The organism is Niallia sp. FSL W8-0635 (genome assembly GCF_038007965.1).
Lineage (GTDB): Bacteria > Bacillota > Bacilli > Bacillales > Cytobacillaceae > Niallia.
Window position 1 is genome coordinate 3,508,177 of record NZ_JBBOYD010000001.1, and the last position, 15,334, is coordinate 3,523,510.

The 15,334-nt window shown below is 36.1% G+C and carries 15 protein-coding genes and 1 pseudogene; all 16 read right to left on the bottom strand.

Annotated elements, in window-relative coordinates; genetic code table 11:
• Positions 1-2 precede the first annotated feature (2 nt).
• The 16 genes and pseudogenes from kduI to NYE52_RS17045 all read right to left on the bottom strand — a co-directional run bounded on the left by kduI (position 3) and on the right by NYE52_RS17045 (position 15,226).
• Positions 3-833 (bottom strand): 5-dehydro-4-deoxy-D-glucuronate isomerase, encoded by an 831-nt coding sequence (gene kduI, locus NYE52_RS16970; protein ID WP_312099255.1) that lies wholly within the window; start codon positions 831-833, stop codon positions 3-5.
• Between the two features lie 22 nt (positions 834-855).
• Positions 856-1,860 (bottom strand): sugar kinase, encoded by a 1,005-nt coding sequence (locus tag NYE52_RS16975; protein WP_341194132.1) that lies wholly within the window; start codon positions 1,858-1,860, stop codon positions 856-858.
• 2 nt (positions 1,861-1,862) lie between these two features.
• Positions 1,863-2,510 carry a bifunctional 4-hydroxy-2-oxoglutarate aldolase/2-dehydro-3-deoxy-phosphogluconate aldolase gene (locus NYE52_RS16980; RefSeq protein WP_341194133.1) on the bottom strand — a complete coding sequence of 216 codons (648 nt, stop codon included), beginning with the start codon at positions 2,508-2,510 and terminating at the stop codon, positions 1,863-1,865.
• A 124-nt stretch (positions 2,511-2,634) separates the two neighbouring features.
• Complete coding sequence (locus NYE52_RS16985; RefSeq protein WP_341194134.1) at positions 2,635-3,393, bottom strand: IclR family transcriptional regulator; 759 nt, start codon at positions 3,391-3,393, stop codon at positions 2,635-2,637.
• A gap of 129 nt (positions 3,394-3,522) precedes the next feature.
• Positions 3,523-3,981: pseudogene (locus NYE52_RS16990) on the bottom strand (HAD family hydrolase); the annotation flags it as partial.
• A gap of 56 nt (positions 3,982-4,037) precedes the next feature.
• The gene (locus NYE52_RS16995; protein WP_341194135.1) at positions 4,038-4,418 is read right to left on the bottom strand and encodes a VOC family protein; all 381 of its coding nucleotides are present in this window, start codon (positions 4,416-4,418) and stop codon (positions 4,038-4,040) included.
• A gap of 22 nt (positions 4,419-4,440) precedes the next feature.
• Entirely contained in the window at positions 4,441-5,664 is a 1,224-nt protein-coding gene (locus NYE52_RS17000) for an MFS transporter (protein WP_341194136.1), read from the bottom strand.
• A 42-nt stretch (positions 5,665-5,706) separates the two neighbouring features.
• Entirely contained in the window at positions 5,707-6,723 is a 1,017-nt protein-coding gene (locus tag NYE52_RS17005; protein WP_341195215.1) for an ROK family transcriptional regulator, read from the bottom strand.
• 210 nt (positions 6,724-6,933) lie between these two features.
• On the bottom strand, positions 6,934-8,331 hold the full coding sequence (gene sufB, locus NYE52_RS17010; protein ID WP_312099247.1) for a Fe-S cluster assembly protein SufB: 1,398 nt from the start codon (positions 8,329-8,331) through the stop codon (positions 6,934-6,936).
• Between the two features lie 39 nt (positions 8,332-8,370).
• The gene (gene sufU, locus NYE52_RS17015; RefSeq protein ID WP_312099259.1) at positions 8,371-8,808 is read right to left on the bottom strand and encodes a Fe-S cluster assembly sulfur transfer protein SufU; all 438 of its coding nucleotides are present in this window, start codon (positions 8,806-8,808) and stop codon (positions 8,371-8,373) included.
• Positions 8,798-10,027 (bottom strand): cysteine desulfurase, encoded by a 1,230-nt coding sequence (locus NYE52_RS17020; protein WP_341194137.1) that lies wholly within the window; start codon positions 10,025-10,027, stop codon positions 8,798-8,800. The genes sufU and NYE52_RS17020 overlap by 11 nt, the downstream gene beginning before the upstream one ends.
• Positions 10,027-11,334 carry a Fe-S cluster assembly protein SufD gene (gene sufD / locus NYE52_RS17025; RefSeq protein WP_341194138.1) on the bottom strand — a complete coding sequence of 436 codons (1,308 nt, stop codon included), beginning with the start codon at positions 11,332-11,334 and terminating at the stop codon, positions 10,027-10,029. Before sufD ends, NYE52_RS17020 begins: the two co-directional genes overlap by 1 nt.
• Before the next feature lie 19 nt (positions 11,335-11,353).
• Positions 11,354-12,148, bottom strand: a complete 795-nt coding sequence (gene sufC, locus NYE52_RS17030) for a Fe-S cluster assembly ATPase SufC (RefSeq protein WP_341194139.1) — start codon at positions 12,146-12,148, stop codon at positions 11,354-11,356.
• A gap of 533 nt (positions 12,149-12,681) precedes the next feature.
• Positions 12,682-13,527 (bottom strand): MetQ/NlpA family ABC transporter substrate-binding protein, encoded by an 846-nt coding sequence (locus NYE52_RS17035; RefSeq protein ID WP_341194140.1) that lies wholly within the window; start codon positions 13,525-13,527, stop codon positions 12,682-12,684.
• Positions 13,528-13,538: 11 nt separating this feature from the next.
• The gene (locus NYE52_RS17040; RefSeq protein WP_341194141.1) at positions 13,539-14,207 is read right to left on the bottom strand and encodes a methionine ABC transporter permease; all 669 of its coding nucleotides are present in this window, start codon (positions 14,205-14,207) and stop codon (positions 13,539-13,541) included.
• A complete protein-coding gene (locus NYE52_RS17045; protein ID WP_341194142.1) occupies positions 14,204-15,226 on the bottom strand; it encodes a methionine ABC transporter ATP-binding protein in 1,023 nt (340 codons plus the stop codon). Before NYE52_RS17045 ends, NYE52_RS17040 begins: the two co-directional genes overlap by 4 nt.
• Positions 15,227-15,334: the final 108 nt, after the last annotated feature.

Here is a 15,334-nt window from a genome sequence, read left to right on the forward strand (position 1 = left end):
TTTTATTTCAATTTATCCATTGGAATCATATCCATATCTGTATAGGTAATATTTTCCCCACACATCGCCCAGATAAAGGAATAATTACTTGTACCAACTCCAGAATGAATAGACCAGCTCGGTGAAATCGCTGCTTGTTCACTGCTCATAACTAAATGCTTTGTTTCATCTGGCTTACCCATCATGTGGAAAATACGCGTATCCTCTTCCATATCGAAATACACATATGCTTCCATTCTTCTTTCATGTGTATGGGAAGGCATTGTATTCCAAGCACTACCTGGCTCTAAAATGGTATAGCCCATTTGCAATTGACAGCTTTCACATACATTTGGATGAATGTATTGATAGATTTTTCGTTGATTTAATGTTAATGGCTCACCCGTTTCCATCGGTTTAATATTATCAATGCTAATTTTTACATTTGGATATTTGTGGTGTGCTGGTACGGAACTAATATAAAATTTAGCTGGATTGTTGGGATTTTCAGAAGAAAAGACTACATGACGTGTTTCTTTGCCGATATAATAGCCATCCTGTTTTTTCATTTCTTCTTTTTCACCATCGATTTCGATATAACCAGGGCCTCCAATATTAATGACTCCTAATTCACGGCGTTCCAAGAAATAATCTACACCTAATTGTTTATCTAAACTAATTTCCAATGACGTTTCAGTTGGCGTAACTCCACCGAAAATCATGCGGTCATTATGTGTATAAGTTAAACTGATTTCTCCAGGTATAAATACTTTTTCTACTAAAAATTCTTTTCTCAATTGTTCTGTAGAGTAATGACGAATATCCTCTGGGCTATGTGTATAACGAGTTTCCATATTTTGCATTTTAAAGTCGCTCCTATCGATTTATTTTTCCAGAACCAGCTAGTAAAAAGCTGTTGACTTCTGGTTCGCTAAATTGATTACAATCACCATAAATAGTATGTTTTAAAGCAGATGCAGCTGTAGCAAAATTAATAATCTCCTGAGGAGCGTTTTGAACTAATATTCCATGAAGAATACCTCCCGCAAAAGCATCCCCTCCTCCTACTCTATCAACAATGGGATTAATTAGATGTTTTTGAGATTCATAGTAGCTATCATTCATCCATAGTGTTCCTATTAATTCATTGCTACTAGCAGAAAGTACTTTTCTTTTCGTTGAATATAAAATAGAGATATTTGGAAACTTCTTCTGTATTTCTTGATAGTAGTATGCTAATTCATTATCATTGCCAGTGTATTCAGAAATTCCTAAAAGATAGATTGCATCAAGCTTGCCCGCTGAACAATAATCTACTAGTGGTAAAATTTCTGAAATCGCCTCTCCCGCTTCTTTTTGCGACCATAATTTTCCTCGATAGTTAATATCAAAGCTGATTTTACAGCCAGCCTCTTTTGCCGCCTTTATGAGCGTAATAGTGTTTTTTTTCCAATTCGAGGATAAAGCAGGAGTAATCCCTGAAATATGAAAGATATCGACATTTTTAAATAGTTCTTCATTTTGCCATTCACTTTCTGCTATTTCCGCAAAACTCGAACCTGCTCGATCATAAATGACATTCGCTGCTCTTTCACCAATTCCCGCTTCCATATAGTAAGTGCCTAATCTAGATCCCCCGCTTAAGAGAAAATCTGTATGAACGCCATAACGACTTAAATGCTTTTTCACTCCTTCTCCTACACCGTTGTCTGGAATTTTACTAGCAAAATAGACATCATGGCCAAAATTAGCAAGCGAAATTGCTACATTTGCTTCTCCCCCGCCATAGTGAGCATGTAGATTTTCGGCCTGTGCTATGCGAATTCCAGAATCAGTCGAAAGACGAAGCATGATTTCACCTAATGTGACAACCTTCCCCATATTTATGCTCCTTTAATTTGATGAAATTTTTCCATGTACTGACCAGCAACCTCTGTAACTTTTTCAAAGTCTCCATTTGCTACGGGTGCTAATAGATTCCCTCCAACCCCTACAGCAACTACTCCAGCTTTAAACCAATCCTCCATGTTTTCCAAGCTAACCCCGCCTGTTGGCATAATATTCAAGTGGGGGATTGGCGCTTTGAAAGCGGACACAATATTTGGCCCATAAGCACTACCTGGGAATAGCTTGATGATATCTACCCCTGCCTTCAATGCCTCTTTCATTTCCGTAATCGTTAAACATCCAGGAAGATACGGTATTTGATATAGATTACATAGTTCGGCCGTTTCTTTATCAAAGTTTGGACTAACAATATATTCTGCTCCAGCCATAATTGCTAGACGAGCCGTTACTGCATCTAAAACAGTACCTGCACCAATTACAATTTCCGAATCATGCTTATACATTTCCACTAATTCGCTAATAGCTTTATCTGCATTGGGAACAGTAAAAGTTAATTCGATTCCCTTCATGCCTCCCTGAACTACCGCGCTACTTGCCTTTACAGCCTCTTCCTTACTGTTGCCACGAACTACCGCGATAACTCCCGCTCCTTTTAAGCGTTGTAATGTCTCAACTCGTTTCAACTCTACCACTCTTTTCTTATTTAGAAATTAATATTTACTATTAAGAAATACACAACTTGATTATACATACTTTTCCGAAAAATGTAAACGTTAATCATAAAATAAAAAAAATCGCCGAAACGATTTAATGAGTCCACGTTTGCGTTAACTCCTTTTTTGTTTCGACGATAGCCTTAATTATTTGGTTTTTAAAGTCTTCTGTGAGTCTATATTTTGGCATACTTACACTAAATGCTCCAATGATTTCCCCATCTTTTTTTAATGATGCTCCAATACAGAAAATGTCTTTCTCCATTTCCTCATCATCAAAGGCAATCCCAGTTTCTCTAACTTTCTGTAATTCAGAAGCCAATTTTATAGAGTTGGTTATGGTATGTTCCGTATATGGAACTAATGGAGTTGCTTTTATATAATCTAAAAAATCCTCTTCTTCCAATTCTGCAAGGACTGCTTTCCCCATTGCTGAACTATACAATGGCCTTGTTATCCCCACTCTTGATGACATTCTTATTGTCTGATGTTTAGCATCTAACTTATTTACATATAATATTTCATTATCGATCAAAACACCTAGATGGATTGTTTCATCAATTAATTTTTGCAGTTTTTCTAAATAAGGCAATGTTACCTCTACTAAGTCCAGTTGATCCACACCTTGATTGGCATACCGAATAAGCTTGGATCCTAACCGATAACTTTTATTTTTATCCCTGCTAACAAAGCCGATTAACAATAAAGTATCCAATATTTTCAAGGTAGTGGAAGTAGTCATTTCTGTGTTCTTCGCAATGCTTTGCAAGGACTGATTTGGATTCTCTGAAAGATAGTCCATAATTTTTGCTGCCCTTAATAAAACCGTTCCATATGGTTTCGTTTTCTCCATTATACACCCTCTTTTCCAATAAAGAAATTATATACTAAAAGTGGGTAAAATAAAAGTCCTCTTCACCAAATGAAAAAGAGAATATCTTTTCTTTTTATCTTGAATGAATCTAATAAGTAAATTGCTATTTTATGATAGCGATAATATTTGAATGATTGTTTTCATTACAGCATCTTCTTCATTGGAACGAGTAATAAAATTTGCTGCATTTTTTAATTCTTCCACTGCATTTCGAACAGCAAAACTATAGCTACTACGACCCATAAGTTCTATATCATTATATCCATCCCCAAATGCCATTGTTTCTTCCGGGGTAACATTTAATAACAATTGTAAATGTTCAACAGTTGTCCCCTTATGTACATTTGCATTGGCTATATCAATCCACCCTGCCTCAGATGCCACAATATATGCAGATTCAAAAAAGGAAGATAATTTTTCTCTTGTTTCAAAACATTTAAGTAGTGGATCATGAATCGTTATTTTCACAAAATCATCTGTTATTTCTTCAAAGTCAGATACTTTGCTTACTTTCGCATAAGATTTTCGGACAATTGATGCTTCTATCCCTCGATTTTTTTTCAGCATTCTTGCTGGATTTCTACCTACAACCCCATTATCTGGTACATCCTTTTCTATCAGCATTAGACCGTCAATTCTATAAGGTTTCCTTCCGGATCTTCTATCACACTTTCATAATAGCCATCACCTGTTAGCCGAGGCCCATTAACTAATAGATAGCCATCCTTTTGTAATCGTTCTGTCAGCTCATTAACAGCTTCTTCACTTCCTAATGAAATAGCAAGATGCGCCCAGCCAATTCTATCATTTGAATCCGGCTTATCTACTCCTGCTTTACGCATAAGTTCTATTCGTGCTCCCTCCTTAAATGATAGAAAATAGGATTCAAATTTCTTCTCTATGTTTCGATATTTTGAATTTGCCGTCCCCTCAAAATAGGTAGTATAAAATTTCTTCATCCCTTCTAAATCTTTGACCCAAATTGCTACATGTTCTATTTTCATTTGTCTGTCACTCCTTATATGATTAAATTACTTTAGACACACTTTCTTTTACATTTCTTTTATTTAATACAAAATTTAACCGTTCTGTTCCCCACAACATCATGATAATAAAGCCTGCAATCATATATGGAAAAATCCCTATCGTAGAGTGAGTAGCCATAAAACCAAGAAGAGGAGGAAGGAAGGTACTTCCAGTATAAGCAACAGCCATCTGATATCCCATTATGGTCTGAGCATGTTGCTTCCCAAATCTTGTTGGTGTTTCATGAAGCATACAAGGAAATATTGGTGCTAATCCTAAACCAACCATAATAAATCCTGCTAATGACCATATTTCTGGAAACGGTAATAATAAAAGGATTGCACCAACTAATGCGACTATTTGTCCCATACGAATAAGCTTTCGATTACTCATTTTTAACGTAATAAAACCAGTAATGAATCGGCCAATAGTAATTCCAGCGTAATATAAGGAAACCCATTTCGCCGCTGTATCTATGGATATGTTTTTGATAGTAACCAGATAGCTGCTTCCCCAAAGCCCCACTGTTGCTTCAGCCCCACAATAAAATAAAAATGAAAGCAAAGCTAGCTTCATTCCCCTAATTTTCCAGGACCTGTTGTTAGCTGCTTCTTCTTTATCCAATGGGCTATTTAAGGTTTCTTCTTCTCTATTCACATTACTATTGCTGTTATCTCCAACCTTTTTCCAAAGTGGCAAAGTGAACAATAAAATAATGACTAATGTTAATTGAAGACCAGCAATAGCAAGATAACCACTTCGCCAAGATTCCTGTGTCGAAATAAAATGTGCCATAATGATAGGACCAAGCGTTGCGCCAACTCCCCAAAAACAATGAAGCCAACTCATATGATGTGCCTTATAATGGGTAGCGACATAGTTGTTTAATCCGGTGTCGACTGCACCAGCCCCTAATCCAAGTGGTATAGCAAAAATAAACAGCCAAATGATAGTAGGTGCTATATAAAATCCTAATAATGCCCCAGCAGTCATGAGGCAGCTTACAAATGTAACCATTCCAGTCCCAAACTTTTTAAGGACAGCTCCGCTAATAAAACTAGAAACTATGGTTCCGCCTGCTATCGTCATAAAAAGCACACCAGCAGTCTCAAGTGGTGTATCAAAGTCTAATTGCATGAGTGACCACGATACTCCCAGTAATGAATCAGGTAAGCCTAAACTGATAAATGCTAAATAAATAATGACTAAAAAAAATGTAGCCATAAATACCTCCCTTTTGATTAATATCATTAGACATTATATTGGTTATACTTCCTTCCTTCCGTTAATCATTAAATCAAGGCTGAGACGCTGTAACCCATATAAATAGTCTTTTTTCCAATCACTCACCCTAAATTCCGGAAGATGTTCTGGGGGAATATATTTCGCGCTTTGTTTTTTCAGTTGGTTAATTGTCATTGGACTTACTTCATCATCGCAGAAAATAATCACATCTGGGTTAATAATTGCCGAAAAGGAAGCAATGAGCCTACTTGTTGCATCCAATTCTTCTTCCTTCGAAATAAAGCTTTTTCCCTTTTTAAAAACCTCCCCAAAATTTCGATTATTATATTGTGGCACAAAGGATACTTCGCCAGCAAAATGCGAGCTTCCTCGTACAATCTTTCCATTAACAATAATCCCAGCTCCCGGCCCATTTTGACCTGAATATAGATAAACAAGGGATATATTGGTCTTCTTCTCCTGCTGATTTTGATATCCTAACACCGCTGCATTCATATCATTTTCTATTACAACCGGGATAGAAAAATAATGTTCTAAGCATCCCTTTAAATCAAAGTTGTGAAGATATTCATACTCAGGAATGTAAATGATTCGTCCATTATCAACCGAACCAGGCACGCCAATGGAGATAGAACTAATCTTTGGATATTGAGTTATTAGCAATTCCACATATTCGATCAGTAATTTTACATTGTCATCCTTTAATGCACTAGAAATTTTTCCTACAGCCTTTTCTTCACCTAGACAGTTAAACACAATGTAATTGGTTTCTGTCCTTTCTAAAAAAATGGCTAACCCCAACGTATATTCTGGATTATAAGTATACCGCTTTGCTCTTCTTCCGCCACTTGAATCGTCTAAACCCGCTGACAGCAGTTCTCCATCCTTTTCCATTTGAGCTGTGAATTTACTAATGGTAGGAAAGCTGATTCCTAATTTATCACTAAGCTCTACCTTCGTTGCACTTCCATTAGCCAAAAGAAATTGACGAATATTTTGTTGAATGATTATTTTCATTGATTTTGGAGTTGCATCCATTTCGTTCACAACCTTTCCAGCCAACTTATTAAAGATATTTAATAAGTAATCAAAATAAAACTTATTAAACATCTTTAATAAGTACTTGAGGCAAATATAACACACGAATTTTGGAAATGCAATACAGTTCTCCTACACTCAAAAATATTTCCTACCTGCCCAAAATAAAAGAAGACGAACTTCAATGGTTCGCCTTCTTAACTGGATATATTAACCGATGCTGCCTTCCATTTCGAACTTGATCAAACGGTTCATCTCTACTGCATATTCCATCGGTAATTCTTTTGTAAATGGCTCGATAAAGCCCATTACGATCATTTCTGTTGCTTCTTCTTCAGATATACCTCTACTCATTAAGTAGAATAATTGCTCTTCTGATACTTTTGAAACTTTTGCTTCGTGCTCTAATGAAATATTATCATTTAAAATTTCATTATAAGGAATTGTATCAGAAGTAGATTTATTATCCATAATTAGTGTGTCACATTCGATATTAGAACGAGCACCATCTGCTTTGCGTCCAAAGTGAACAATACCACGGTATGTTACTTTTCCGCCTTGTTTCGAAATAGATTTAGAAACAATCGTAGAAGATGTATTTGGAGCTAAATGAAGCATTTTTGCTCCAGCATCTTGGTGTTGACCTTTACCTGCAAGAGCAATCGATAAAGTCATCCCTCTTGCTCCTTCTCCTCTTAAGATAACAGCAGGGTATTTCATTGTTAATTTAGAACCAATATTACCATCGATCCATTCCATAGTAGCATTCGCATCACAAACAGCACGCTTTGTAACTAGATTGTATACGTTATTTGCCCAGTTCTGAATCGTCGTATAACGGCAATATGCATCTTTTTTAATAATGATTTCAACAACCGCACTATGAAGAGAGTTAGTTGTGTATACTGGTGCTGTACATCCTTCCACGTAATGCACACTTGCACCCTCATCCACGATGATTAACGTTCTTTCAAATTGTCCCATATTTTCAGAGTTAATACGGAAGTACGCTTGTAATGGCGTATCCACTTTAATTCCTTTTGGAACATAGATGAATGATCCACCAGACCATACAGCTGAGTTTAAGGCAGCAAACTTATTATCAGTAGGCGGGATAACAGTTGCCCAATGCTCACGGAAAATATCTTCATTTTCTCTTAATGCAGAATCCGTATCTTTGAAAACAATTCCCATGTTCTCTAAATCTTCCTGCATATTATGGTAAACAACCTCTGATTCATACTGTGCAGATACACCTGCTAAGTATTTTTGTTCAGCTTCTGGAATACCAAGCTTATCAAATGTTTGTTTAATTTCGTCTGGTACTTCATCCCAAGATCTTTCTGTTTTCTCTGATGGTTTTACATAATACGTAATTTCATCAAAGTTTAAAGCAGATAGATCGCCACCCCATTGTGGCATTGGCATTTTATAAAAATGCTCCAATGATTTCAAGCGGAAGTCTAACATCCATTGTGGTTCAGCCTTCATTTTTGAAATTTCTTCAACGATTTCTTTCGTTAATCCACGTTTAGAACGAAAGATAGAAACGTCTTTATCTGAAAATCCATATTTATAATCCCCAATTTCGGGCATCTTTTTTGCCATTTCATTTTCCTCCATTCTACATGCAACCTTGGTGGCACATTACGAATCTAATCCTTCGTTTACCCCTTTTTCCATAGCTTTCCAAGCTAATGTTGCACATTTAATTCTTGCGGGAAATTTACTTACACCTTGAAGTGCTTCAATATCCCCCATGTCTATATCATCAGCGTAGTCTTTTCCTTGAATCATCTCAGAGAATGATTCAGACATTTTTAACGCCTGCTCTACTGTTTTTCCTTTAATTGCTTGTGTCATCATGGATGCAGAAGACATGCTAATGGAACATCCTTCCCCATCAAATTTCGTATCTACGACAACCCCATCTTCAATTTTCATTGTAAGAAGTATACGGTCCCCACAGGTTGGATTATTCATGTTAACAGTCAAGCTTCCTTCAAGAACACCTTTGTTCCGAGGATTTTTATAATGATCCATAATAACACTTCTATAAAGTGAATCTAAGTTATTAAAAGACATCGCTAAAATACTCCTTTGTTTTGCCGATCCCTTCAACAAGCTTATCAATATCTTCTTCCGAATTATATAGATAAAAACTTGCACGAGCGGTTGCAGAAACATTTAGCCATTTCATTAATGGTTGTGCACAGTGATGTCCTGCACGTACAGCAATTCCTTCAGCATCTAACACAGTTGCAACATCATGTGGATGAACATCTTCAATATTAAACGTTATAACACCAGCGCGGTTATTTGCGTTTTGTGGACCATAAATAGTTAGACCATTAATCGAAGACATTTTCTCCAGCGCGAATGCAGCTAATTTATGCTCATGCTCGGTTATATTATCCAATCCAATTTCTTCTAGAAAATCAATTGCTGCCCCTAGGCCAATTGCTCCTGCAATAATCGGCGTCCCAGCTTCAAATTTCCAAGGAAGTTCTTTCCAAGTAGATTCATATAAACCAACAAAATCAATCATTTCACCGCCAAATTCAATTGGCTCCATATTTTCTAAAAGATGTTTCTTTCCATAAAGTACCCCAATTCCAGTTGGACCACACATTTTATGGGCAGAGAATCCAAGGAAATCACAATCCAAATCTTGCACATCAATTTTCACATGTGGAGCGCCTTGTGCAGCGTCTACTACAAGAACAGCCCCATTTTTATGGGCAATCGTAGCTATTTCCTTTATTGGATTAATGACACCAAGGACATTAGAAACATAAGCAATAGAAACTACTTTAGTTGCCGGCGTGATTGTGTTTTCCACATCTGCAATAGAAATCGTGCCATCTGCTTGAAGCGGCAAATATTTAAGTGTTGCTCCCGTTTTTTTGGCGACTTGCTGCCAAGGAATGATATTACTATGATGTTCCATCGGGGTGATGACTATTTCATCCCCCTCTTTCACATTTTCCATTGCATAGCTATGTGCAACTGTATTAAGTGCAGTGGTTGTTCCACGAGTAAAGATAATTTCCTCTATAGAAGAAGCTGAGATAAACTTTCTTACCTTCTCTCTCGCTCCTTCATATGCATCCGTTGCTCTAGTCCCTAAGGTATGAACACCACGATGAACATTGGAATTATACTCTCGGTAGTATTTTTCCAACGTTTCAATTACCTGAACAGGTTTCTGAGAAGTAGCTGCACTATCAAGATAAACCAATGGATGTCCGTTGACTTCTTGGTTTAAAATCGGAAAGTAAGAACGAATATGTTTGCTATCCATTATCTTACTTTCCTTTCAATTACCTCAACTAATTGCTTTTTCACACCTTCAATTGGCAATTGTTCTACAACTGGAGCTAAGAATCCGTGAATAACTAATCTTTCTGCTTCATGTTGTGGAATACCACGGCTCATTAAGTAATACAATTGTAAAGGATCCACTCTACCAACAGATGCAGCATGTCCTGCCGTTACATCATCTTCGTCAATTAATAGAATTGGGTTTGCATCGCCTCTTGCTTTTTCACTTAACATAAGAACACGAGATTCTTGCTCAGCGTTTGCTTTCGTAGCACCATGCTCAATTTTTCCAATACCATTGAAGATAGAAGAAGCTTTATCTTTCATTACACCATGTTTTAAGATATAGCCTTCAGAACTCTTACCATAGTGAACTACTTTTGTTGTGAAGTTTTGCTTTTGATCGCCACGACCAACCACTACTGATTTCGTGTCACCAAAAGATCCATCACCCATTAAGTACGTTGTATTATCAGAAATCGTATTACCGTCATTCATGAAGCCTAACGCCCATTCAATTTTCGCATCCCGTCCTGCAATACCACGACGGTTTACATAAGTAGTTACACCATGTGCTAAATTATCTACTGCACCATATTGAACTCTTGCATTTGCATTTGCAATTACTTCCGTTACAATATTGAACACTGCTTCTTCAGGATCAACTGTAGAAATATAGTTTTCTACATAAACAACAGAACTGTTGTCTTCCGCTACAACAATTACATGGTTAAAAAGGTTAGCTTCCTTATCATCATGTAAGAAAATAGCCTGAATTGGTTCTTCCACTACTACGTTTTTAGGAACATACAAGAATACTCCGCCATTTAGAAGAGCTGTATGCAATGCGGTTAATTTATGCTCATCTACTTTAACAGCTTCTTTCATAAAGTATTTTTGCAATAAATCACTATATTCTCTTGCAGCTGTGAATATATCAGTAAAAATCACGCCACTTTCTTTTAATTCATTCGAAACAGCTAAGAAAGTTGGACGGTTATTTCGTTGAATATAAAGAGTTTTATTTTTTTCTAAATCTATAAGTGCTTTCACTTCTTCTGGTAAATCATTTACATCTGAAAAATCTTCACTGCTTACAATATGTTTTTCAAATTGTGTAAAGTTCCAGTTTTTTATATTTGTTTTATCCGGTCTTGGCATTGGAAGAGCATCTGCTTGTTGTAATGCATTTACACGTAGCTCCGTTAGCCAAGAAGGTTCATTCATATCTTTCGAAAAAGAGGAAAGATACTCTTGGTCAAATGGTAATTTAATATCCGTTGTCATCTGTCAATCCTCCTAACAATTACGCTTCTTGTTCAACAGTTTCGTCTTCAATACCTAGCTCTTTCTTAATCCAATCATATCCTTCTGCTTCTAAGCGTTGAGCAAGTTCAGGACCACCAGATTTAACAATACGACCTTGCATCATTACGTGAACGTAGTCAGGAGTGATATAGTCTAGTAAACGTTGATAGTGAGTAATAATTAAGCAACCGAAATCTTCTTTACGCTCTTCACGCATTTTGTTAATTCCTTTTGAAACAACTTTCAACGCATCGATATCCAAACCAGAATCGATTTCATCTAGAATCGCAATTTTTGGATTTAACATCATCAATTGAAGAATTTCATTACGTTTTTTTTCTCCACCAGAGAAGCCTTCGTTTAAATAGCGTTGCGCCATATCTGGATCCATTTCTAGGTATTCCATGTTTTCATCCATTTTGCGGATAAATTTCATTAATGATATTTCATTACCTTCACCTAAACGGCTATTTAAAGCAGAACGTAAGAAGTCAGCATTTGTTACACCGCTAATTTCGCTTGGGTATTGCATTGCTAAGAATAGACCTGCACGTGCGCGCTCATCCACTTCCATTTCTAAAACAGCTTCGTCATCAAGGATTACTTCACCGCTAGTTACTTCATATTTTGGGTGCCCCATGATTGCAGAAGATAAAGTAGATTTACCAGTTCCGTTAGGACCCATGATTGCGTGAATTTCTCCACCCTTAACTTCAAGATTAAGACCTTTAATAATTTCTTTTTCTTCGATTGAAACATGTAAATCATTAATAACTAATTTAGGTTGACTCATATTATATACCTCCATAGTAAAAAGAAGTTTTGTTCACAAAATTGTCGAAACTTCATTATCAATTTATTATCATTCTAATCTTATAACAAATAAAAACTGATAGCAACCTATTGATTCCTGTTAGGTAAGGAAAATTCGCATAAAACAAATAAATACGCTTTATTCACTTATAAATATGTATTTATTTTTCAAAATGGCAACGTTTTCTTTCTTTATTATAAACACATAGCATCACACTAGTATAAACGATAGGCACTTTAAATTATCTACAATAGCTTCGTTTTAGTATTGATACACATAATGAATTTAGCCCTAGTACTTATTGGAAAAGGGAAAACGCATTTCTGTTCCGCTAAAATATATTGATTTAACGCTAAACAATATGATTGCAAAAAAATCGGTTAAAAATATAAAAAAATGCCCCTATAAAAAACCGTTACACAAGCTATATCCATTATTGATAGAAATGATTTCATTCTCAATTGGATATTTGCTTTGTGTTTTGGTCTTTTATAGGAACATCCCCTTAATCTTTATTCATTAACAGGTACAACGGCACCTTTATATTTAGTGTTGATGAAATCTTGAATTTCTTTAGAATGAAGCACTTCTACCAATGTCTTAATGGATTCTTTGCTTTCATCTCCTTTACGAACGGTAATGATATTCGCATATGGAGATTCGCTTCCTTCAATTTCAATCGAATCTTCTACTGGGTTTAAGCCTGCATCTAACGCATAGTTTGCATTGATTACAACAGCGTCGCCCTCATTATTATTAAAAATTTGAGGAAGTAATGCTGGCTCATAATCTGCTTTTAATTGAACATTTTTTGGATTTTCTACAATATCTTCTACTGTGGCATTTACTTTATCAATGCCATCTTTTAATTTAATTAATCCGCCTTTTTCTAAAAGAGAAAGTACGCGGCCATGTTCAGCAACAGAGTTACTTAGAATGATTGTCGCTCCATCTGGAAGCTCATCTAAGCTTTTATATTTTTTAGAGAATACACCCATAGGTTCAATGTGGATTCCACCTGCATTTACAAAGTCATATCCATTATCTTTAATTTGTTGATTCAAATAAGGAATATGTTGAAAATAGTTAGCATCTAATTCTTTTGATTCTAACGCTTTGTTTGGCAATACATAATCTTGGAAAGTAACGATTTCTAAATCAATTCCTTTTTCTTTAAGAAGTGGCTTAGCTTCTTCTAAAATTTCAGCATGTGGTACGTTAGAAGCACCAACTACTAATTTAGTTGTTTCTTTCTCTTCGTTAGAAGCACCACTTTCATTTTTCTCCTCAGAGCTTCCGCATGCAGCAAGAACGAATACGAATGTCAAAGCAATTAATAATGACCATAATTTTTTCATTTTTATTCTCCTTATCTTTTATCTAATTTTTTTGTTATATAATCTCCAATAAATTGGATAATAAATACAATGATTAATACAATAATGGTTGAAATTAGTGTTACATCTCCATTGCCTCTTTGGAAACCTTGTAAATAAGCCAAATTCCCAAGCCCACCAGCACCAATGATTCCTGCCATTGCAGTGGATCCAACTAAGGCTATCGTAGTTACGGTAATTCCTGAAACAAGGGCTGGCATGGATTCTGGTAACAGAACCTTAAAAATAATGGTTGTCGGTTTGGCTCCCATTGATTTTGCAGCTTCAATGACCCCTTTATCCACTTCTCGAAGCCCAATTTCCACAAGCCTTGCATAAAACGGTGCAGCCCCAATAATAAGAGAAGGTAACGCTGCTTTTGGTCCAATCATTGTTCCAATTAAGAAAGTTGTCAATGGGATTAATAGAACCAATAAAATAATGAATGGGATTGAGCGGAAAATATTAACAATCGCGCTAATCACTTTGTTAATAAAAGAGTTACTCCACATATTCCCTTTCCCCGTTAAAAATAAAGTAATTCCAAGTATAATTCCAAGTATAAAGGTAAAAATAATCGAGAATCCGGTCATAAAAAGGGTTTCTACTGTTGCTTTCCACATTATTTCCCAATCTACATTTGGCAATAAGCTTTCCATCATCTGTCAATCACCTCCACACTAATTTCTTGTGAATGAAGGTATTGAATCGCCTTCTCAATTTCTTCTTCCTCTCCATCCAAATGAATATACAATGTTCCATACGATCCATTTTGAGTCGGAGAAATTTTCCCTTGAATGATATTCACCGAAATGGAAAATGATCGAATTAGATTTGTGATAACTGGCTGTTCTGCACTTTCACCAACAAATCCAAGCATTACCAAGCTTCCTGTTTTGTAGTGAGCTATTAAATGATCAATAGTGTCCTTCGCTTCTTCTGGCTCAATAACTTGTTGAACAAAACGTTTAGTAATCTCTTTCTCCGGCTTTTTGAAAACATCAATTACAGGTCCTGTTTCTACTACTTTCCCATCTTCCATTACAGCAACTCGATGACAAATCTTTCGAATGACATGCATTTCATGTGTAATAAGAACAATCGTAAGACCAAGACGCTTATTAATATCTACTAAAAGGTCTAAGATAGCATCTGTCGTTTGCGGATCCAAGGCCGAGGTTGCTTCATCACAAAGAAGTACTTTTGGATCACTTGCAAGTGCTCTTGCGATACCAACACGCTGTTTTTGGCCACCGCTTAATTGAGACGGATAAGCATCCTCTCGCCCTTCTAATCCAACTAGCTTAATTAACTCAAGCACTTTCTTTTCTCTTGCTGATTTTGTCACTCCTGCTATTTCTAAAGGAAAAGCTATGTTTTCCTTTACCGTTCTTGACCACAGCAGATTAAAATGTTGAAATATCATACTGATTTCTTGTCTTGCCTTGCGAAGCTTGCTTCCTTTAATTTTGGAAACCTCGTGCCCTGCAACCGAGACACTTCCTTCAGTAGGAATCTCCAATCCGTTCAGCATTCTGATTAATGTACTTTTTCCTGCACCACTATATCCGATTATTCCAAATATCTCTCCTGAATGAATGGTCAGGTCCACATGATCAACCGCAGTAACCTTCCCACTTCTGGAAGAATATATTTTTTTAACTGCATTAACATTAATCATTTTGTTCACCTACTTCTATATAAAGTTACACTTTGACGATAACTATTTTAAAATAGTTTTCAACAAAGCACATCATATCATTCCATGTAATAAAAAAAACCTTTCTGC